Source organism: Rahnella inusitata, assembly GCF_965118895.1.
In the GTDB taxonomy this organism is placed as follows: domain Bacteria; phylum Pseudomonadota; class Gammaproteobacteria; order Enterobacterales; family Enterobacteriaceae; genus Rahnella; species Rahnella inusitata_A.
The window spans coordinates 1-20,193 of record NZ_CBCPJJ010000004.1; the positions used below are offsets into that span (position 1 = coordinate 1).

Below are 20,193 nucleotides of genomic sequence, written 5' to 3' on the forward strand. Positions count from 1 at the left end.
GTTACTTTGTGACCAGACGGTCGCGGAACAGCCGGTGCCGATGGTTTCAGTCGTCTGCGTCGCACAGTTCTGGAACATATAGTTCGCGCGGTCGCCTGGCAGGAACTGGCCATTAGGACTGACGGTAGAACGGTATGTGGCCGGTGTGCTGGTGGCTTCCAGACCCTGAGACAGCGTGACGTCAGAAGAGCTGTTGCCTGCGCCGAATAAGGTCACTGGCGGAGAACCCGCCGGGATGTAAACCGCGCCAGAGTAGGTACCTGGCAGGATTTTTATGAAGATGCGTTCACCGTGGTTACGCACGGCCAGTGCGGCATTGACTGCCAGTTGTACGCTGGAATAGGCTGCGCCGTCGGTGCCTAACTGCGGGCCGACCACGAAGTCTGTTTTCACACCGTCAGTGCTGACCAGTTTCGGGAACCAGCTCTGTTGCTGAACCTGCAAAGAAGGGCCGCCAAAGGCCAGATATTTTTTCGCTGTAAAGTTGGCCGCTTCGTCCGCAGATAACACGGGCAGGGACGCGGTGCCGGGAGCAACCTGGCTGGATTTGCCTTCATGGCTGCTGCTACATGCCGCCAGGAACAGGCCGGCAGACAACACGGCGCACGCGCGCGACAGGGTGGAAATTTTCACTGTGACTGACTCCTTGATGAAGAACATTTATTCTTTTTTTCAATGTCGCGACGAAGGCCGCAATAAAAAAACGGTGGTCAGCAAAACTGACCACCTTTTCTGGTTCTTTTATACCACAGGAATCAGCTATATATCACTGTCAGTGATGCTTTGCCGAGCGTATGGAAATGGACGTTGAAGCCGAGATAGGCACCGCTGGCTTCTTCGTTGACTTCAAGCTGCTCTACATCGAGAGCATATACGGTGAAATGATAGTGATGATGCTCGCCCTGCGGAGGTGCGGCGCCGCCATATCCGGCTTTGCCGAAGTCCGTGCGAGTCTGCACTGCACCGGCAGGTAAACCGCCTTTACCCGAGCCTGCGCCCTGCGGCAGCTCCGTCACGTCAGCCGGAATATTGGCGACGCCCCAGTGCCACCAGCCGGAGCCGGTAGGTGCATCGGGATCATAGACGGTTACCACAAAACTTTTGGTGCCTTCCGGTGCGCCGGACCAGGCCAGATGTGGCGACAGGTTCTCGCCGGTGTAGCCCATTCCATTGAAGACCTGCGTTTCCGGCATTTTCTCGCCGTCGCGCAGATCGTTGCTGGTCAGTGTAAATGCCATAAAACCCTCATCTGATGGTGTGTTGTTATCAGCCAGATTACTTGGCGACTTCGCCTCCGCCCAGCATTTTCAGCAACGCTTTCGCGACGGCGGTGGAAGAGGCCGGATTCTGACCGGTGATAAGCTTGCCGTCGGTCACCGCATACGGATGCCAGTCGGCTGCTTTACTGTAATCGCCGCCGTGTTTTTTCAGCTCATCTTCAACCAGGAATGGCACGATGTCAGTCAGACCTACGCCGTCTTCCTCGCTGTTGCTAAACCCGGTGACGCGTTTATCTTTCACCAGCGGCGTACCGTCTTCCAGCAGCACATTGCGCAGAACCCCCGGCGCATGGCAGACCGCGGAAACCGGCTTGCCCGCTGTCCAGAATGCCTGAATTAATGCAATAGAATGTGCATCTTCTGCCAGATCCCACAACGGACCGTGACCGCCCGGATAAAACACCGCATCGAAATCACCGGCTTTCACGTCTGCCAGTTTTACGGTATTCGCCAGCGCGTGCTGTGCGTCTTTATCTTTACGGAAACGGTCGGTGGTCCCGGTTTGTGCATCCGGTTCATCGCTTTTCGGATCCAGCGGTGGCTGGCCGCCTTTCGGTGAAGCCAGCGTCAGCGTCGCGCCCGCATCCAGAAATTCGTAATACGGTGCGGTGAATTCTTCCAGCCAGAAGCCGGTTTTCTTGCCGGTTTCGCCGAGTTTATCGTGCGATGTCAATACAATCAGTAATTTCATGTTACCTCCTGTGGACGTGAGTAAAGCGTCGTTATCCGCTATCAATCCTGCCCGACACGGACCACCAGTTTGCCGAAGTTTTTCCCCTCAAGCAGCCCGAAGAATGCCTGCGGTGCGTTTTCCAGACCTTCAACCACATGTTCGCGGAACTTCACTTTTCCGTCTTCAAACCATTCACTCATCTGTTTGGCGAATTCGGGATAACGGTGGCCGTAATCATCAAAAATGATGAAGCCCTGCATGCGCATACGTTTCTTAAGGATAGTCCCGGTCAGCAGCGAAAGGCGATCCGGGCCGTCGTTCAGGCCGGTGGCGTTGTACTGCGAGACTAAACCGCATACCGGAATACGCGCTTTGGTATTGAGCAACGGCAGCACGGCGTCAAATACCGCGCCGCCGACGTTTTCAAAATATACGTCGATACCGTCCGGGCAGGCGGCTTTCAGGCGCTTATCCAGATCGGGTGCGCGGTGATCCAGACATTCGTCAAAACCAAAATGTTCGACGGCGTAGCGGCATTTTTCTTCGCCACCGGCGATGCCGACCACGCGACAGCCTTTGATCTTACCTATCTGCCCGACAAGCGATCCGACCGGGCCGGTTGCGGCGGCCACCACCAGCGTTTCGCCGGGTTTAGGTTCACCAATATCCAGCAGACCCATAAAAGCGGTGAAGCCCGGCATCCCAAGCACGCCCAGCGCCAGAGAAGGTTGTTTGAGGGCTGCGCCTTCCAGCTTTTTCACGGTGTTGGCGTCGGCCACTGAGTAATCCTGCCAGCCGGTGCTCCCGACCACCAGATCACCGGTTTTAAAGTCCGGGCTGTGAGATTCCACCACGCGCGACACCGCGCCGCCGGTCATCACTTCGCCGATTTGTACCGGCGCGGCGTAAGAGGGTGCATCACTCATGCGGCCGCGCATGTACGGGTCGAGTGAAAGCCATACGGTGCGCAATAAAAGCTGACCGTTTTTGGCCTGCGGTAAAGGGGCTTTTTCGAGACGGAAGTTATCGTCAACGGGCTTACCGTGAGGGCGTGACGCCAGTACGATGCGGCGGTTTTCGGATTGTAATTGAGGCATACCTGTTCCTTTCCGTTTGTATATAAGAGAGTTAAAACTCGAAACAATAGGGAATAAGTATAGGCCGCATAATCTTGTTTGAATGAAGCGTCTGATGCTCTCCGCCAATAAGTCAGACGATTCTCCCCTATAGTGTGATCATCATCTTTTCCTATGACACCCGCCGAGAAAACCCTTTCCCTCTGAAATTTACGCAGGTATGTTCGGTAAGATTTTTGACCAGTTGCTCCACTTTATCTTCAAGATTAATAAGCATAAAAAAGGGATCATGATGCGTAAAACCACACTGGCACTGAGTGCCATTTGCCTGCTGCTCAGCCTTAATCACTCCGCTATTGCCAAAGAGTCCGCGCCTGCGCCGCTCTATCCGGGCGTCAACGTGGCGCAGCTCGCGCAGCAGTCACCGGTTCACTGGGTGTCCGTCGCGCAAATCGAAAACAGCCTTAACGGGCGTGCGCCGGTGGCGGTAGGTTTTGATATTGATGACACCGTGCTGTTCTCCTCGCCTGGGTTCTACCGCGGCCAGCTGGAATTTTCGCCGGGTAAACAGGATTACCTGAAAAATCCGCAATTCTGGGAGAAAATGAACAATGGTTGGGATGAGTTCAGCATGCCGAAAGAGGTGGCTAAAGGCCTGATTGCGATGCATCTCAAACGTGGAGACAGCATCTACTTCGTGACCGGACGCAGCGAAACGAAAACCGAAACGGTCACGAAAACCTTGCAGGATGATTTCCAGATCCCACAAGACAAAGTGAATCCGGTGATTTTCGCGGGTGACAAAGCCGGGCAGAACACTAAAACGCAGTGGCTGAAAGACAAGCAGATCAAGATTTTCTACGGTGACTCCGACAACGACATCACCGCCGCGCAGGCTGCCGGCGCCCGTGGCATCCGTGTACTTCGCGCCTCTAACTCCAGCTATAAACCTCTGCCGCAGGCAGGCGTCTATGGCGAAGAAGTCGTGGTAAATTCAGAGTATTGATAGTCTCTGACTCTGCGATTTCCCCCCTTAAAATCCAGTGAGGGTACGCAGGTCAGGTAACTCCGCAGAAGGGGCCGGTCAGCGAGGAAAGGCGTTTCCACGCTGACCTGAATTGCTTATCGTTTTTGAATGTAGGTCAGTGCCAGCGCCACTGCAAGTACCAATCCCTTGATGATATCCATCGCATAATACGGCACAGACAACATCACCAGTCCGTTAGACAGAACGCCCAAAATCACCGCGCCCAGCAACGTTCCGAGCGCATTCGGCTTGCCTGATCCCGCCAGCGAAAACCCGATATACGCCGCAGCCACCGCATCCATCAGATAACCGCCACCGGCGTTGACCTGCGAGGAGCCAATCCGTGATGCCAGCAAAATACCGCCAGCGCCTGCAAGGACCGAGGAAATCACGTAGGCAATGACGCGGTAACGCGCCGTGCGGATCCCTGCCAGACGTGCCGCCAGCGGATTTCCGCCGATGGCGTACATGCGGCGCCCATGCTTGGTCAGCGACATAAACAGCTGGACGGCGATCGTCACGACGGCCATGACAATCACGATCACTGGCACCTGACCCAACAGACTAAACACCGCCGGCACTGTACCTTCGGCCATGTCGCCGCTTGGCAGCACCATATTTTCGGTGATCGAACCGCCGTAGCTGTAGGTCATCGCCGCGCCCTGAATCACGAACAGGCTGGCGAGCGTGGCCAGCATGTCCGGAATTTTCAGGATAACGATCAGAAAAGCGTTGAACAGGCCAACCAGCGTACAGAGCGCGAGCGTGATCAGAATGGCTTCGGTGGTGCCAAAGCCGTGCCAGACGAACATCGAAATCACCAGCGCATTCGCGAGCGAGGCGGTCGAACCGACCGATAAATCGAAGCCGCCGACCGAAAGTGAAATTGAGACGCCGATGGCAATCACCGTCACGATGGCGATAGAGCGCAGAATATTGATGATGTTCGACGGTTCGAGAAAGTTGTCCGATGCCACGCCAAAACCGGCGATCAGCAATACCACGGTCAGCAACATGCCCCATTTATACAAAAACTCGAACAGCTGATGACGCCAGGGCTGGCTGGCTTCGGGTACGCTTTCTTTACTCACCACGGCTTTGTTCACGCGGGTGTTCCTCCGGTTGAATAGACTAATAAGGTTTCTTCGTCGATGTCTGCGGCATCCAGTTCGGCCACGATACGGCCATCCCATAACACCAGAATGCGGTCGCACAAACCGACCAGTTCGGCGAACTCACCGGAAGCATAAATAATGCCTTTTCCCTGTTGCGCCAGGCCGTCAATCAGCCTGAACACGTCCGTTTTGGCTTTGATGTCCACGCCTTTTGTCGGTTCGTCGAAGATCAACACCTGACTCTCACTGCGCAGCCATTTTCCGATCGCCACCTTTTGCTGATTACCGCCGGAAAGCCGGGCCAGTTTCTGCATCGGCCCGGAAGCGCGAATGCCTAAGCGGCCAATAATATCCTTCGCCCACGACAGCGACTGGCGGCGGTTAAAAATGCTCCAGCGCGAGAAGGTGTCGTCGGCGGTGACGCTCAGATTCATCGGGATATCCTCATCGATAAAAATCCCTTCTTTACGTCGTTCTTCCGGCACTAACGCCAGGCCCTGTTCCACCGAAAGATGCGGTTCTTTCGGCTTCCACGGTTTGCCATTCAGTTCACCTCTTTCCACCTGGCTCGGCGTCGCGCCAAACAGCGCTTTGCACAGTTCGGTTTTACCCGCCCCGGCAAGCCCGGCGATCCCAAGGATTTCGCCCCGATGCAGCCGCAGCGATATATCGCGCAGTTTGTCTTTGTCGTGCATCCCGTGGATTTGCAGCAGCGTCTCCCCGCTGTGCGCAGGGCGGCGCGGTGGATAAATATCATCGAGCTGATGGCCGATCATTTTCTCAATAATGTGTTCGTTACTCAGGCCGTCCATGCTGTCATCGCTGACCAGACGTCCGTCGCGCAGCACGGTCATGCGGTCACAGATATCGCGCAGTTCGTGGATTCGGTGGGAGATAAATACGACAGCCATACCTGTGGCTTTCAGCTTGCGCACCAGCGCGAACAGTCTCGCGCTTTCCGCCTGATCGAGCGGGGCAGTCGGTTCATCGAGGATCAGGAACCGGCACTTATGCGATAACGCCCGTGCCAGCAAAATCAGCTGTTTCTCCGCCAGCGTGCAGCTTTCAATGCGCGCGCGGAGATCGATATTCAGCCCGAGCTGTGCGATCAGCCGTTGTGCCTGATGATAAAGCTGCGACCAGTTATGCCAATGACCCGGCTCAGAAAGCCTGTCGAGCATGATATTTTCAGCAACGTTCAGCGTCGGCACCAGTGCAACGTCCACTTCCTGCTGCACCAGATGAATTCCGTGGTCACGGGCCTGATGCGGTAGCCTGATATTCACCGGCTGGCCGTCGATCGTGACCTGCCCGGTGTAATGGTCGTGGGTGCCGGACAGCACCGCCATCAACGTGGATTTACCCGCACCGTTCGCGCCGACTAACGCGTGGACGGAGCCGCCTTCCAGCGTGAAATCAACCTGGCGCAGGGCGGGGAAACCCGCAAATGAAATCGAGATATTGCGCATCTCAAGAAGGGAAGAACTCACGCTTGGATTGACCTTATTGATAGACGGATGGGGGGTTAGACGTTTAGCCGTCTGTAAGCTTTTAATTGCAAATTTTTAACATATTGGGGGGATTAAGCAAGGGATTAAATGGGATAAGTAAGTTCAAAAAGATCTAAACTCAACATCAAGGTCAAGACTTTGGATTGCCCCCTCCCTTCGAAGGGTGATGAGCAAAAGGCGCGGTCAGCCTGTAAAGGGATATTACTGAAAATCCTGTTCCGGCTATCAAAATTTGCGATTAAAGATTAAAATACCCCTACTAAAGGATTTTAATCATGATTTAAATGGCTTTTTTAAAAGCATAATATGAGGTTTTATTATGGAAACGTTACCAAATTGTCCGACTTGTAAGTCCGAATTTACATGGCAGGACGGTGAAATGCTTAATTGCCCTGAATGTGGGCATGTCTGGCCTTTGGCTGGCGAAACAGCGGCTGAAGACGACGCGCTGAAAGTGATCGACGCCAACGGCAATCTGCTGGCAGACGGCGATTCCGTTACGGTAATCAAAGACCTGAAAGTAAAAGGCAGTTCTTCAATGCTGAAGATCGGCACCAAAGTAAAAGGCATTCGTCTTTGCGAAGGCGATCACAACATCGACTGCAAGATTGACGGTTTTGGTCAGATGAAACTCAAATCCGAGTTTGTTAAAAAGAACTGACTGGTCACCACTGAAGCCTGATGGTTTAACGCGGTTTTGCCGTATCGACAGAACCGCCGCTTAAACATACACTCAATGCATAATCTCGTTAACTTTCAGCAGAGAAGATTGCATGAAACAGGCTCAGGACTACCTTAACGCCCTCAACCACGATTACCTTAAAGTGCATCAGGACAAAGAAAATTTGTTCTGGCAAAACTACATGGGCATCGGTGATGACAACGTCGCCGAAGCGTTCTCCGCCGCCGAAACCGCCTACAAACGTTTTATCGCCGAACCTTCCCGCCCGGCACAATTACGCCAGGTCATCGCTCAACTCGACAATCAAAAACTCGATAAAGACGGTGAAGCCGTTCTCCACGGCCTGCGCGGCTGGCTGAACTTCTTCGACTGTAACGTGATCGAAGACCCCAAAGCGCAGGCGCTGCTGGATGACATTATTCAGGCCGAATCCGCGTTGTTTGGTAAGCGTAAGCAGTACCGCATGACGCACATCAACAGCAAAGGCGAGCGCGTGAGCGCTTCACTTGGCGAGCTGCTGACCAACCAGGCGAACAACGAAAACGAAACCTATCGCCGCAGTTCGCAGAATGCGCTGCGTGAACTGGAAGAGTGGTTGCTGCACAACGGCTTGCCGGAGCTTATCAGTCTGCGCAACCGCTTTGCGCGCCAGCTCGGTTACCGCAACTATTTCGACTATAAAGTGAATAAAACCGAGCGTATGACGCCGGAACAGCTGTTCGCTATCCTCGATCGGTTCGAAGAGCAAACCCGCGAAAGTAACACGCGCAGCCTGAATGAACTGGTCGCGCGCGAAGGCGATGCCGCGCTGCTGCCGTGGAATATCCGCTTCGCCAGCGCCGGTGACGTCACCCGTCAGCTCGATCCTTACTTCCCGTTTGCCGATTCACTGCGCCGCTGGATTGACAGCTTTAAGCGCCTGAACATCGGTTTTAATGGCGCAGATATGCAGCTGGATCTGCTGGTGCGTGAAGGCAAATTCGAAAACGGCTTTATGCATGGTCCGGTACCTCCGTTCTTTGATAACGGTAAGTGGGTGCCTGCGGTGATCAACTTCACCAGTCTGGCGAAACCCGACCAGATAGGCAGCGGTGCCAGCGGGCTGAATACGCTGTTCCATGAAGGCGGCCACGCGGCGCACTTCGCCAATATCCGCCAGAATGCGCCATGCTTCTCGCAGGAGTTCCCGCCGACGTCGATGGCCTATGCCGAAACGCAGTCGATGTTCTGCGACAGTCTGCTTGATGACGCCGACTGGCTGAAGCGCTATGCCAAAAACGCCGCTGGTGAATCCGTGCCTGACGAACTGATCCACGCCAGTATCGAGGCTCGCCAGCCGATGCGCTCGTTCAACGAACGTCACATTTTGCTGGTGCCGTATTTCGAATGGCAGCTGTATCAATGGCCTGATGAAAAACGCACGCCGGAAGCAATGATCGCGCTGGCGCGTGACATCGAAACCCATATTCTCGGTGTGACCGGCAGCCCGCGTCCGACGCTGGCAATTCCACATCTGCTGTCGATGGAATCGGCCTGCTCTTATCAGGGTTATCTGCTGGCGATGATGGCCGTTGAGCAAACTCGCGCGTTCTTCCTCAAACGTGACGGCTACCTCACTGATAACCCGGCAATCGGCCCTGATCTGGCGAAACATTACTGGACGCCGGGCAACAGCGTGAGCCACGACGAAACGCTGCGCAGCCTGACCGGTGAAGGGTTCAATCCGGCGTATCTGGCGCAGGCCTGTAATCAGACGGTCGATGCAGCGTGGCAGGACGCGCAGCAAACCATCGAGCTGGCATCCAAGCGCGAACAGCCGGAAGCGGATTTTGACCTCAATGTGCATATCCGGGTGATCGACGGCAAACGCATTCTGGCCGACAGCGCGGATGGCGACGAGGCGATGTGTCAGGATTTTGCGGACTTCGTGGAACAGAACTATCCGGCGAAGTAACTGCCTGAAAGCCTGAAAATAAAAACCGCCGCCGGGGTGAAATCCGGCGGCGGTTTTTTGTTGTCCGGGAGCGGTCAGCGGGCGTCGGGGCGGATTAAATCAAAGCGTAATTCTTCGGAAATGCCGTAATAGGCGGAAGGGCCTCCGGCGCGCAAGACCGGCTCGGCGAGGGCGGTCTGATAGATGCCGTCCACCAGCAGGTGCGGGGCGATATGCACGGCGACAACTTCACCGAGCACCAGCCAGGTATCAATATCGCCACCGGCGGCAGTTTTCAGCTGAATGCACTGCGTCAGCTTACATTCGAAATTGACCGGGCTTTCGAGAACGCGATCGGCGGCGACGATTTTACCCGGCTGCGGCGTCAGGCCTGCGAAGTCGAACTCGTCGTTACCGCGCTCCAGTGACGCCGAGCTTTCATTCATTTTCACCGCCAATGCCCGCGTCGTCAGGTTCCAGACGAATTCACCGGTTTCGACGATATTCGCCACGCTGTCTTTCCAGCCACTGCTGGCGAAACCAATGATCGGTGGACGATAATTGAAACAGTTAAAGAAGCTGTAAGGCGCGAGATTGCGCTGGCCTGTGGCATTGCGTGAGGAAATCCAGCCGATCGGGCGCGGACCGACAATGGCGTTGAGCGGGTCGTGCGGCAGACCGTGACCGGATGCGGGTTCGTAATAATAGCGATCATCAGCGTTCATGATATTCCTCTGGCAATGTATTGATTTAGTTTCTGAATACCAGATTACCCATTTTGAAGGTGGATTGGCGGTTTTTATGTGCCCCCGCCGGTGAGCATCCGGCAGGCGGCGACGGTTTGTGGTATCTTGTGCGGCAATAAATGAATATCCCACGCCCCATCGCATGTTTTATGCGTCGCGCACACCTTTTCGGAGAGTCACTCAGGTGGAAAAAAAGAAAGTCTTCCCTCAGGAAAAAAGCGGTCTTCACCCGCGAAATCGTCATCGCAGCCGCTATGATTTCCCGGCCCTGATTGCCAACAATCCCGACCTGGCGCCGTTCGTCACTGAAAACAAATGGGGCGATCTATCGGTTGATTTCGCTAATGCCCAGGCAGTCAAAGCGCTGAATCGCGCATTACTGCATGATTGCTATCAGATTGAAAACTGGGATATTCCGGCTGATTATCTTTGTCCGCCAATTCCGGGGCGTGCGGATTACGTGCACCATCTGGCCGATTTGCTGGCGAGCAGCAACAACGGCAATATTCCGCAGGGCAAAGATATTTCCGTGCTGGATATCGGCGTTGGCGCCAACTGTATTTACCCGATTATCGGCCTGCGCGAATATGGCTGGCGCTTTACCGCCAGTGAGATCGACCCGGTCTCTATGGCTGCTGCTAAGAAAATCGTAGCGACCAACCCGCAGCTGACCAATCAGGTACGTTTCCGTTTGCAGGCTAAACCGCAGCGTATTCTCGATACCATTATTCGTCACGATGAGCGTTACGACGCCGTGCTGTGTAACCCGCCGTTCCACTCCTCTGCGGCGGATGCGGCGTCCGGCAGCCAGCGTAAGCGTCAGAATCTGGGGCTGGATCGTCGCGCCACGTCTGAGCTTAACTTCGGTGGTCAGCACAATGAACTGTGGTGTGAAGGCGGCGAAGAAGCCTTTGTGACCCGCATGGCGGAAGAGAGTGCAGGTAAAGCGCAGAACTGTTTCTGGTACACCGTGCTGGTTTCTAAAAAAACCACGCTGCCGTTGCTGTATGACGCGCTGAATGAAGAAGGCGTAACGGACATTCGCACCGTCGAAATGGTCCACGGTAACAAAATCAGCCGCTTCGTTGCCTGGACGTTCCTGACGCCATCGCAGCAAAAAAGCTGGGCAATTAAACGCTGGTCAGTCTGATCACGACGTGAAATGAAACATTCCAGCGTGTTCATCTGTTCATGAGCGCGCTGGAAAAATAGTCCGGTCGCCCCCTTTCTTTTTGAGTGGATTAAATTATGCTTAATTCACTATAAAAAAGCTTATTAGTTATCAAAGTAATGATTCTTTGCGTTATTTTATTATCACAGCATTGGTGATTATGTTGTTGCCTGCCTGAAACCCACCCAGGGGTCAGACTAATGTTTCGCTGCTTGTTAGTTCGGTCACTAATAACCTGCGGACTTAGCACGTGTTTATTTTTCAATTAATGGCGTTTACGCATTAATTCACGTTATCAGCCACAGGGTGTCTGTCCTATGCAATTATTCTCTCATCAATTTAGTACGGCCTGGCGTGAAAAATACTCGGCTATTCAGCAGGCTGTTCCGATGATTGCCTTCACGCCAGATGGCGTGGTGCTTGAGGTGAACGATTTGTTCCTCAACGGCATGGGCTACAGTCGGCAGGAAGTCGTCGGCCAGCCACACCGGATATTTTGCACCCCGGAGTTTGTCGCCAGTGATGCATACCGGCTGCACTGGGAAGGGCTACGGCAGGGGAAGTCGGTCAGCGGGAATATCAAACGGGTGCGTAAGAACGGCAACATTATCTGGCTGGAAGCCACCTATATCCCGGTTAAAAATAAGCAGGGCAAAGTCACTGAAATAATTAAAATTGCCAGCGATGTTTCTGAACGGGTTAATGAATCACATGAGCACAATGGCATTTATCAGGCACTTGAGCGTTCCATGGCGCTCATTACCTTTACGCCAGAGGGTCACATCATTTCTGCAAACAATAACTTCCTCAAAGTCATGCGCTATTCTCTGCAACAAATTAAAGGTCATTCCCATTCGATGTTTTGCCTGCCGAAATATCGTGATTCCCATGATTACCGCAATCACTGGCAACGTCTGAAAAACGGTGAGTTTATTCTTGGACGTTTCGAACGCATTAATGGCCGCGGGCAGAGTATCTGGCTGGAAGCAAGTTATAACCCGGTGATGGACGACGATGGCAAGGTGCTGAAAGTGGTCAAAATCGCGCAGGACATCACCAGCCAGATGACTCAGCAGCGTCAGCAGGAAAGCATGATGACGCACGTTCACGAGCTTTCTCTCACCACTGATAAAACCGCTGCCGAAGGCGTCACCATTGTGCAGAAAGCGGTGGAAGATATGCAGGAAGTCGAGGCATTAGCGCGTCGCACCTCCGACATCATCGGCCAGCTCGGCCAGACGTCAGAACGTATCGGCGAGATGGTGGATACCATCCGGCGCATTTCCTCGCAAACCAATCTGCTGGCCATCAACGCCACGATTGAAGCCGCCCATGCCGGGGAGCAGGGCAGAGGTTTCGCCGTCGTCGCCGGAGAAGTCCGGTCACTGGCCGATCAGTCCCGCAAAGCGGCCGTCGAGATTGACCAGCTGACGCAGAACATCCGCGAGGGCGTCATGGCCGCAATTGACGGTATGGGCAACTGCGTTAACCGCGCAGGCGGCGGTGTTACGCTTAGCCGCAATGCGGGCGATGTCATTAATCAGGTGAATCTGGGGATGCAGGATCTGGTGCGGATGATGGCGGAGTTTTCGGTGATCGCGGGGGAGCGGAGCAGACAGTAGAGTGGCAGTCAGAATGGATCGCAGCGGTGAGAGCCGTTTGAAAATGGCAGAAATTTATGAAGAGCCACTCGGATCAATTTAACGGCAAATTCAAAGTCAAGACCTTGGGTTGCCACCCAAACTGGCCTTAAGAGGCGCCTATCGCCGCGCCTCTTAAGAATCTCCGGCTCTTGAAAACAGGTGCCATGCAGACCGGCTATGTTTCAGCGGCTTTCGCTATTACCGCAAAATCCCGCCGCTGCGCGGTGCCCTTCGGTCGGGTTACAACCCGCGCGAACAAACGCGCGGTTTTCCACCTCTCCCTCCAGCGTGATTTTTGAAAGCGGCCATGGGCTTTCTAGGTCACAACTTCACCGGCTAGGATCATTTCAAAAAAACAAATACGCTGTGCAAGTTTTCATTTTTATTTTTTAAAAAGGTGTGATGGCGCGATCAAAAAATCCTGCTGAACGGAGCGGCCTGAAGACCTGTGGCTTCAGGACCGAGTGAAGGCACCGCGCAGCGGCAGGGTTTTGCGCCACACGCAGGATTCAAAGATCATGTCCGTTGTACCAGCGATAGCGCGTGTTTGAAGAAAGCGTGGGAGATCAAAGAGGGAGGCGCTTTCCTCCCTCTTTGGCGGTTTCGGCACAGAGTGTTAAGTGATCACTGCGCGCGAGAAACCGAAATATTCTCGGTCATTATTCAATCAGCTATTGCGTGGCACCCGCATTGATCCCCGGCTGCGCCCCGTCGCCGTTATAAATCTGAACTGCCTGCTTCGGCATCTCAATTCCCGCCTGCGCGAAGTGATTCTTCACCAACCGGTCAAGCGCATATTGCACCGTCCATTGTTCCAGAGCCTTGGTTCGCACCAGCACGCGCAGGGTGAAGAACTGATCGCCTAATCCCACAACGCCCTGATAGGTCGGTTCGCCGAGCAGCAGCGGTTTGATGTTTTCATCTTGCTTCAGCGCTTCAACGGCCTCGCGCAGAACGGCGTTGGCGGCATCGACGTCTTCGTCGCGACTGACGTTATAACTGGCGCGATAAACGCCAAACTCGCGTTCGTAGTTGGAGAGCGTGGTGATCGAAGAGTACGGAACAATGTGATAGACGCCGTAAATATCGCGCAGGCCAATCGAGCGGATGGTCATGCGTTCCACGGTGCCGCTGATGCCCATCACCGTGACGTATTCTCCGGTATTCATGCCGTTTTCAAACTGGATAAAAATCCCGGTGATCACGTCTTTCACCAGCGTTTGCGCGCCGAAGCTGACTGCCAGACCCAGCGCACCGGCACCGGCCAGCAGCGGGGCGATATTTAGCCCGACCTGAGACAGCATGATCATAATGGTAATGGTACAAATCACGATGGCCAGCACGTTGCGAAACAGCGTCAGCAGCGTGCGCTCACGGGCGCTGGGGCGCGCACCGTTGCTCAGTTCCTGCGCCAGACGATGTTCAATCACACTGGCGAGCAGCGTCCAGGCGACAATCGCGAAGCACAGAATAAACAGCATATGGCCCAGCCCGCTGATCACCTTCTCGCCGGTTTCGGTCATGAACCATTTATTCAGATTAAAGATTTGCCATGCATCGAGCAGGGAGAGTGTGACGCTCAGTACCACCAGCACGCGGATGATTTTCAGACCCGCGGGAATGTAGGAGTTGATGCGTTTTTCCAGCAGCGGATAGCGGCGGTTGACGTCGTCAGGCAGGGTGATACGACGGCTGATCCAGCGCGAAAGCAGGCCGGAAATCAACGCGCCAAGACCGATAATCACCAGACTTTTGATGGTCGCGGCCATCATAAAGCGCAGGCTACCGGCGAAATCAAACTGCGAAAGGAAGAACAGCACCACAAAATAACTGACCGCCAGCAGGTGCCAGACATGGCCGAGGGCGCGCAGGATCACGCTGAAAAACGCCATAGAGCGTTCGGCCAACTGATTGAATTCATGATGGATAGTGCGGCGGTTATGCAGGATAAGCCAGCTGGCGTAAATCGTCAGCGACAGCATTACTACAAAGTTCACCACGGCGGCGGTGGTGTAGTTGATTTGCGTGGCGACCACCGGCACGCCGACCATCAGCGCATAGCCGATCAGGCCGCTCACCCACGCCAGACGGGTATTCCAGTAGCGGGCCGTGACGTCAGCCAGCGGGAAAGGGCGCAGATAGCCGAAGCTGGGTGAAAAGATCAATCGCAGGACGGCTTTGAAGAATTCGATCACCGCGAAGGCACTGAGGAACAACGCCTGCAAACGCGCAATCAGCGGGCTGCCACCGTTGACGTACTGGGTAAACAAATTCCCGGCGGCAACGGTCAGCAATAAAATGCCGAGATCGACCGCGAACGCACCGATGATGCTGGCGGGCAGTTTGTACCAGTGCGTCTCTTTCATCCGCGCATGATTTCCCCAGCGGCCGAGGCGCAGGTACAGCGGGCCGATTAACCGGCGGATCAGATGGAAAAATGCAAAGGTCACCACGACGGTCAGCAGGAAATAACCCAGTACCTGGAAGAAACGGGCGGCATTAAAATGGTGCTGAGGACCGGAGTTGATGGTGTCTTTAAGCACCTGGACACGTTTCATGATCCCAGAAGCGGTTTGCTGGGTGGTATCCACCAGCTGATCAATCAGCGACAGCTGTTCAGCCTGCGGTGCAGTTTTTTCGCTGGCCGTTTTGGCTGCGTCAGGGTTGCCTGCGGCGGCTTCGCGTAGATGGGTAATCAGTTCAGCGCGGGCTTTGTCATCCTGAAGAATATCGGCCAGCGCGGCGTAAGAGGCTTTTTGCTGATCGCCCGCAGCGGGTTTCTCCTCAGCCGCGTGGCTGAAGGCGCTGAACATGGCGAGGGTGATAAACAGCAGAGCCGAAAATAGATGTGTATGGATGCGGTGAGCCAACGGAGTCCTGTCGTTATGCGGCATTGTTCCTCTCTCAAAATGACGGTTAATCGAAATTGTGCAGTCCTAAGGGTAAAGCAAGAGTGACCGTATTGTAGATAATTTGTGGCAAAACGTTGTGGGGTGACGTGCCATAGGCAGGGGAAGTGCAAAGTAATATATTTAATCTCATCGAGTTCATACTACCAAGCCTAAATGAGCTTTCGATTTACATAGCCAGTGGCCGCGTTCAAAACGACGTTGAGTGAGTGGTGAGAAACCGCGAGAGCGGGTCCGAACCCGAAGCGAAAGCACCGCGCAGCGGCGGAGTTTGCGGCAATAACAGCGGCTGCTGAAACATACCCAGGATGCATGGCACGTGTTTTAAAAGCGGGGAGGGATCCAAAGGAGGGAAAGCACTTCCCTCCTTTGGTCGGTTTAGGCGCGGCGAACTAAGTGATCACCGTACCTAAGAAACCAAAATATTCTCGTTCAGATTTTCTGCAACTTAAGAAACGTGCTGCAAGAACTCGCGTAAACGCTCACTCGGTGGGTTATTCACCAGATCCGCCGGTTTGCCGTCTTCCGCAATGCGGCCTTTATCGATGAAGATCAATCGTGAGGCGACTTTCTCGGCGAAGCCAACTTCGTGAGTCACGATAACCATCGTCATGCCTTCGTCAGCCAGCTGTTTCATCACGGTCAGTACTTCGTGACGCAGTTCCGGATCAAGCGCCGACGTGGGCTCATCAAACAGCATCAGTTTAGGTTTCACCGCCAGCGCACGGGCAATCGCCACGCGCTGTTGCTGACCACCGGAAAGCTCAGAAGGGTAGTGATGCGCGCGCTCAGACAGACCGACTTTCGCCAGCAGTTCTTTCGCCAGTTTATTGGCTTCTTCTTTTGATGCACCACGTACGCGGATCGGGCCGAAGGCCACGTTTTCCAGCGCCGTCATGTGCGGGAAGAGATAGAACTGCTGGAAAACCATGCCGGCTTCCTGACGGATCAGACGTTCGTCTACTTTCGGGTCATTCACTTTCAGGCCATCAACGATGAGATCGCCTGAGGTGATTTCTTCCAGCTTATTGATGCAACGCAGCAGTGTAGATTTACCGGAACCTGATGGCCCGATAATAACCACGACTTCACCCTGAGAAATGTTCAGATCGATGTCGTGGAGCACCTGGGTTTTGCCAAAGTGTTTTGAGACGTTCTTGAATTCAATCATATAATTTTCAGTTTGCGTTCTAAGCGGCGCAGAACAAAGCTCAGAGCCAGCGTGATGATCAGATAGATAACGGCAACCGCACTCCAGATTTCCATCGCGCGGAAGTTACCGGCGATGATTTCCTGGCCCTGACGGGTCAGCTCGGCAACACCGATGACGATAAACAGCGAGGTATCTTTGATACTCACAATCCACTGGTTACCCAGCGGTGGCAACATGCGGCGCAACGCCAGCGGCATGATGATGTAACGCAGAGTCGCGCGGCGGGAAAGACCCAGCGCCAGACCGGCTTCGCGGAAACCATTGTGAATGGACAACACCGCGCCACGCGTAATTTCAGCGATGTACGCACCGGAGTTGATCATGATGGTAACCACTGCCGCGCTGAAGGGGTCGATACGCAGATCGGGAACCATCATCGGCAGGGCGAAATAGATGAACATTACTTGTACGACGATAGGCGTACCGCGAATGAGCTCGATGAAGACCAGTGCGATATGGCTGCTTACCCAGCCACCAAAGGCGCGGGCAAAACCCGCAATCACACCGATAATCAGACCACCAACCAGACCGAGGACCGAGATCCACAATGTCATCTTGGCGCCTTCGAGCAGGATAGGCAGAGCGGGCCAAATTACGCTCCAGTCAAACTGCATGGATTCTCTCCTGGTAAAACAAAACTGCGCCTGAACTGACGATGTCGTACAGGCGCTTTATCTCAAGTCATACATCTATAAAAGGAACGACTTAAATGAGCAACGCTTATTTAGGTTCGGTATCAAACCATTTTTTATAGATTTTTGCGTAAGTACCATTCTCTTTGATGGTTTTCAGCGCGGCGTTGGCTTTCTCACGCAGTTCGCTGCCCTGCGGGAATGCGATACCGTATTGCTGGCCAGCCAGTGAATCGCCAACCGCTTTGAACTGACCTTTACCAGCAGTTTTGATGAAGTACAGGATATTCGGGGTGTCATGCATCACCGCATCCGCACGGCCTGTGCCCAGCTCCATGTAGGCGCTGTCGATGTTCGGGAACTGACGCAGATCTTTGGTTTGCACGTTGGCTTTCATGTAATCAACAGAGCTGGTGCCGCTTTTCACTGCAACCACTTTGCCTTTCAGATCGTTCACGCTTTTGATGGCGTCATTGTTACTTTTAACCATCACCATCAGGCCGCTGTTGTAATAGCCGTCAGAGAAGTCGATCGCTTTTTTACGTTCAGGCGTGATGGTGATACCCGCCAGCGCCAGATCGATGTTATGAGTTTGCAGCGCAGGGATGATGCCGCCGAAGTCCATTGGTTTAAGTTCATAAGAGACTTTCATCTCTTTAGCGACTGCGTCCCACAGGTCGATATCGAAGCCGACATACTTGTCGCCTTGTTTGAATTCAAACGGTACAAACGCAGTGTCGGTAGCTACGATCAGTTTTTTGTCTGCTGCGTGTGAGCTAACGGCAAAGGCCAGAGTTAACGCGGCCAGGGAAACTTTTAAGAGTGACTTCATCAGTGAATTTCCTTTGTACATATTATGGGAACGATCTTATGTTACGACGCTTTAATGCAAAATTTATGCCAAAATTGATGAATATTAAAATTCAATGGGTTAAAGGCAGGCTGAACCGTTAAAGCAGTAAATTGAGAGGCTAATGCACTGACGTGGTGCATTGTTACACTTTGCAATGTTCTCTTGTGGTGCAGCGCTTTATCATTAACCAGATGTTGTGTTTTAAACAATCATTAATTAACAACTACGCTGCGCAAATGATAACTCGCTCTAACTTTTTCGGAACGGGAGCAAAACCTGTGCTCAATTTTGAAGCAGATGTTAAGGCGGGGAACCGGATATTCACGGGGGAAATCACTTTGGTTGAACCATAATGGTGCAACCCTTTATAAGTAAAACAGAGGGGATATTATCGAAGCTGGCTGTCCTTACTGCCGCGACGATTGTAACCCGCGTGATCTTGCTGTTTTTTGTCCAGTGCAGCCTGGCAGGTGAGACAATACTGCACGCCCCTGAGCGCCTTTCTGCGTGCTTCTGGAATAGGTTCACCACACTCGTGGCAAAATTCTGCACTTTCGCCGTGGCCTAATGCCTGACGTGCGCGATCGACCGCATCGTTTACCGTGGAATCAATCTGATCCTGAACTGCGCCATCTTGCGCCCATCCGCTTGCCATAATGACCTCACTTGATATAAGTCTGATTTATTGAGAAAAACCCAATTTGTTGATATTTCAGCCAGCCAATAAATTTGTCATATACAAATAACTATCTGTTATATAACAAACTATTGAAATCTTCTGACCGCAGAGTAGTCGTTAATTATAGTTGGTTTTTTCCTGGCCTTTCGACTCAACTCGACAGCCAGCAATCAGCAGGCGAAACGCCATGTCATTCCTTCGGGTATGGGCAAATCCGGCCACGTGGGACGAAAGATTTCCACGACGCTGGCGTTTACCGGTACCCCAGGTTTCTTTATTCATCCCGCTGAAGCCCTTCACGGCGATGTGGCTGGACGGGTTCGAATCTTCGACTAAAAACATTGCGCACCGTGATCCATAAAGTGAGAGTTGAGGCATGGAAACAAAAAAAGCCAGTCGCTTTCGCCACTGGCCTTTTTTTAGCATTGACCCGTTGTTATGCCGCAGATTTCAACTGCGGCAATCGAGTCCTGATTACTCGATATTGGATTCGATGAACCACAGGAATTTATCCAGATCGCGGGATGCGGCGGTGAATATATCTGCGGTGTCTTCATCTTCCACTTCGCCGATCGCTTTACGCGTATCATTCGCGACCACGGCGTAACGTTCTGCCAGTGCTTTCAGGTGTTCCTGCACGGTATGAATGTTAGTCGGGTAACTTTTCAGTGGCGTTTTATCGTTAACCACCTGCACGGTACCCAGCGCAACGCCGCCTAACTGCACGACACGTTCTGCGATAGTGTCCTGATGCTCAGTGATCGCAGTACGGAATCCATCCAGCATTTCATGTACGCCGATGAAGTTAGCGCCACGCATGTTCCAGTGCGCCTGCTTGGTGATCAGCGACAGATCGATAAACTCAGTTACCAGACGGTTCAACACTTTGATCGTATCCAGTTTTACACTTTCATCTACATCGTTGCGTGTATAAATGAGTTCAGAAGATTTCGTTTTGACCAGTTTGGCTGTACTCATAATAGATATCCTCTTCATTGAGTTGTTATAAATGACTTTGTTTCGTAACTGGATCCAGTATAGCTATAAATC

General features: G+C 53.3%; 17 protein-coding genes and 2 pseudogenes. 6 read left to right on the top strand and 13 right to left on the bottom strand.

Annotated elements, in window-relative coordinates; genetic code table 11:
* The 4 genes and pseudogenes from ACMHLI_RS03820 to ACMHLI_RS03835 all read right to left on the bottom strand — a co-directional run.
* Positions 1-633, bottom strand: a pseudogene (locus ACMHLI_RS03820) (acyl-CoA thioesterase); the annotation flags it as partial.
* Between the two features lie 122 nt (positions 634-755).
* Complete coding sequence (locus tag ACMHLI_RS03825; RefSeq protein ID WP_413528319.1) at positions 756-1,238, bottom strand: kinase inhibitor; 483 nt, start codon at positions 1,236-1,238, stop codon at positions 756-758.
* 37 nt (positions 1,239-1,275) lie between these two features.
* Positions 1,276-1,971 (bottom strand): type 1 glutamine amidotransferase domain-containing protein, encoded by a 696-nt coding sequence (locus ACMHLI_RS03830; RefSeq protein WP_413528320.1) that lies wholly within the window; start codon positions 1,969-1,971, stop codon positions 1,276-1,278.
* 41 nt (positions 1,972-2,012) lie between these two features.
* Positions 2,013-3,050: an NADP-dependent oxidoreductase gene (locus tag ACMHLI_RS03835; RefSeq protein WP_413528321.1), complete on the bottom strand. Its 1,038-nt coding sequence runs from the start codon at positions 3,048-3,050 to the stop codon at positions 2,013-2,015.
* A gap of 271 nt (positions 3,051-3,321) precedes the next feature.
* Between ACMHLI_RS03835 and aphA the strand changes: the two genes are divergently transcribed.
* Entirely contained in the window at positions 3,322-4,035 is a 714-nt protein-coding gene (gene aphA, locus ACMHLI_RS03840; protein ID WP_413528471.1) for an acid phosphatase AphA, read from the top strand.
* A gap of 116 nt (positions 4,036-4,151) precedes the next feature.
* Here the strand turns inward: aphA and ACMHLI_RS03845 are convergent, their stop codons facing one another.
* A complete protein-coding gene (locus ACMHLI_RS03845; RefSeq protein ID WP_413528472.1) occupies positions 4,152-5,150 on the bottom strand; it encodes an ABC transporter permease in 999 nt (332 codons plus the stop codon).
* 8 nt (positions 5,151-5,158) lie between these two features.
* Positions 5,159-6,640, bottom strand: coding sequence for a sugar ABC transporter ATP-binding protein (locus ACMHLI_RS03850; RefSeq protein ID WP_413528473.1), 1,482 nt, complete (start codon positions 6,638-6,640; stop codon positions 5,159-5,161).
* A gap of 361 nt (positions 6,641-7,001) precedes the next feature.
* Here ACMHLI_RS03850 and ACMHLI_RS03855 point away from each other — a divergent pair, with 361 nt between their 5' ends.
* Together ACMHLI_RS03855 and ACMHLI_RS03860 are read left to right on the top strand one after the other, a co-directional pair.
* Entirely contained in the window at positions 7,002-7,343 is a 342-nt protein-coding gene (locus ACMHLI_RS03855) for a zinc ribbon domain-containing protein YjdM (protein ID WP_413528322.1), read from the top strand.
* Positions 7,344-7,455: 112 nt separating this feature from the next.
* Entirely contained in the window at positions 7,456-9,318 is a 1,863-nt protein-coding gene (locus ACMHLI_RS03860; protein ID WP_413528323.1) for a M3 family metallopeptidase, read from the top strand.
* 74 nt (positions 9,319-9,392) lie between these two features.
* Here the strand turns inward: ACMHLI_RS03860 and ACMHLI_RS03865 are convergent, their stop codons facing one another.
* Positions 9,393-10,022, bottom strand: a complete 630-nt coding sequence (locus ACMHLI_RS03865; protein ID WP_413528324.1) for a flavin reductase family protein — start codon at positions 10,020-10,022, stop codon at positions 9,393-9,395.
* 205 nt (positions 10,023-10,227) lie between these two features.
* Here ACMHLI_RS03865 and rlmF point away from each other — a divergent pair, with 205 nt between their 5' ends.
* Together rlmF and ACMHLI_RS03875 are read left to right on the top strand one after the other, a co-directional pair.
* The gene (gene rlmF, locus ACMHLI_RS03870) at positions 10,228-11,193 is read left to right on the top strand and encodes a 23S rRNA (adenine(1618)-N(6))-methyltransferase RlmF (RefSeq protein WP_413528325.1); all 966 of its coding nucleotides are present in this window, start codon (positions 10,228-10,230) and stop codon (positions 11,191-11,193) included.
* Between the two features lie 338 nt (positions 11,194-11,531).
* Complete coding sequence (locus ACMHLI_RS03875) at positions 11,532-12,836, top strand: methyl-accepting chemotaxis protein (RefSeq protein WP_413528326.1); 1,305 nt, start codon at positions 11,532-11,534, stop codon at positions 12,834-12,836.
* A gap of 692 nt (positions 12,837-13,528) precedes the next feature.
* On the opposite strand, the gene ybiO is transcribed toward ACMHLI_RS03875, so the two are convergent.
* The 5 genes from ybiO to ACMHLI_RS03900 form a co-directional block, all read right to left on the bottom strand.
* The gene (gene ybiO, locus ACMHLI_RS03880) at positions 13,529-15,751 is read right to left on the bottom strand and encodes a mechanosensitive channel protein (protein WP_413528327.1); all 2,223 of its coding nucleotides are present in this window, start codon (positions 15,749-15,751) and stop codon (positions 13,529-13,531) included.
* Positions 15,752-16,214: 463 nt separating this feature from the next.
* Positions 16,215-16,937: a glutamine ABC transporter ATP-binding protein GlnQ gene (glnQ, locus tag ACMHLI_RS03885; RefSeq protein WP_056782351.1), complete on the bottom strand. Its 723-nt coding sequence runs from the start codon at positions 16,935-16,937 to the stop codon at positions 16,215-16,217.
* The gene (glnP, locus tag ACMHLI_RS03890) at positions 16,934-17,593 is read right to left on the bottom strand and encodes a glutamine ABC transporter permease GlnP (protein ID WP_413528328.1); all 660 of its coding nucleotides are present in this window, start codon (positions 17,591-17,593) and stop codon (positions 16,934-16,936) included. Before glnP ends, glnQ begins: the two co-directional genes overlap by 4 nt.
* A 106-nt stretch (positions 17,594-17,699) precedes the next feature.
* Positions 17,700-18,443: a glutamine ABC transporter substrate-binding protein GlnH gene (glnH, locus tag ACMHLI_RS03895; RefSeq protein ID WP_413528329.1), complete on the bottom strand. Its 744-nt coding sequence runs from the start codon at positions 18,441-18,443 to the stop codon at positions 17,700-17,702.
* Between the two features lie 409 nt (positions 18,444-18,852).
* Positions 18,853-19,119, bottom strand: a complete 267-nt coding sequence (locus ACMHLI_RS03900; RefSeq protein WP_413528330.1) for a DksA/TraR family C4-type zinc finger protein — start codon at positions 19,117-19,119, stop codon at positions 18,853-18,855.
* A gap of 213 nt (positions 19,120-19,332) precedes the next feature.
* On the opposite strand from ACMHLI_RS03900, the pseudogene ACMHLI_RS03905 reads away from it, so the two are divergent.
* A pseudogene (locus tag ACMHLI_RS03905) lies at positions 19,333-19,452 on the top strand (KpsF/GutQ family sugar-phosphate isomerase); the annotation flags it as partial.
* Positions 19,453-19,617: 165 nt separating this feature from the next.
* Here the strand turns inward: ACMHLI_RS03905 and dps are convergent.
* Positions 19,618-20,121: a DNA starvation/stationary phase protection protein Dps gene (gene dps, locus ACMHLI_RS03910; RefSeq protein ID WP_112166546.1), complete on the bottom strand. Its 504-nt coding sequence runs from the start codon at positions 20,119-20,121 to the stop codon at positions 19,618-19,620.
* Between the last annotated feature and the right edge of the window lie 72 nt (positions 20,122-20,193).

Excerpts from the sequence above, each read along its gene's own strand:
- ACMHLI_RS03825 (WP_413528319.1), bottom strand. The coding sequence starts at position 1,238 with ATGGCATTTACACTGACCAGCAACGATCTGCGCGACGGCGAGAAAATG.
- ACMHLI_RS03830 (WP_413528320.1), bottom strand. The coding sequence starts at position 1,971 with ATGAAATTACTGATTGTATTGACATCGCACGATAAACTCGGCGAAACC.
- ACMHLI_RS03835 (WP_413528321.1), bottom strand. The coding sequence starts at position 3,050 with ATGCCTCAATTACAATCCGAAAACCGCCGCATCGTACTGGCGTCACGC.
- aphA (WP_413528471.1), top strand. The coding sequence starts at position 3,322 with ATGCGTAAAACCACACTGGCACTGAGTGCCATTTGCCTGCTGCTCAGC.
- ACMHLI_RS03850 (WP_413528473.1), bottom strand. The coding sequence starts at position 6,640 with ATGCGCAATATCTCGATTTCATTTGCGGGTTTCCCCGCCCTGCGCCAG.
- ACMHLI_RS03855 (WP_413528322.1), top strand. The coding sequence starts at position 7,002 with ATGGAAACGTTACCAAATTGTCCGACTTGTAAGTCCGAATTTACATGG.
- ACMHLI_RS03860 (WP_413528323.1), top strand. The coding sequence starts at position 7,456 with ATGAAACAGGCTCAGGACTACCTTAACGCCCTCAACCACGATTACCTT.
- ACMHLI_RS03865 (WP_413528324.1), bottom strand. The coding sequence starts at position 10,022 with ATGAACGCTGATGATCGCTATTATTACGAACCCGCATCCGGTCACGGT.
- ACMHLI_RS03875 (WP_413528326.1), top strand. The coding sequence starts at position 11,532 with ATGCAATTATTCTCTCATCAATTTAGTACGGCCTGGCGTGAAAAATAC.
- ybiO (WP_413528327.1), bottom strand. The coding sequence starts at position 15,751 with ATGCCGCATAACGACAGGACTCCGTTGGCTCACCGCATCCATACACAT.
- glnQ (WP_056782351.1), bottom strand. The coding sequence starts at position 16,937 with ATGATTGAATTCAAGAACGTCTCAAAACACTTTGGCAAAACCCAGGTG.
- glnP (WP_413528328.1), bottom strand. The coding sequence starts at position 17,593 with ATGCAGTTTGACTGGAGCGTAATTTGGCCCGCTCTGCCTATCCTGCTC.
- glnH (WP_413528329.1), bottom strand. The coding sequence starts at position 18,443 with ATGAAGTCACTCTTAAAAGTTTCCCTGGCCGCGTTAACTCTGGCCTTT.
- ACMHLI_RS03900 (WP_413528330.1), bottom strand. The coding sequence starts at position 19,119 with ATGGCAAGCGGATGGGCGCAAGATGGCGCAGTTCAGGATCAGATTGAT.
- dps (WP_112166546.1), bottom strand. The coding sequence starts at position 20,121 with ATGAGTACAGCCAAACTGGTCAAAACGAAATCTTCTGAACTCATTTAT.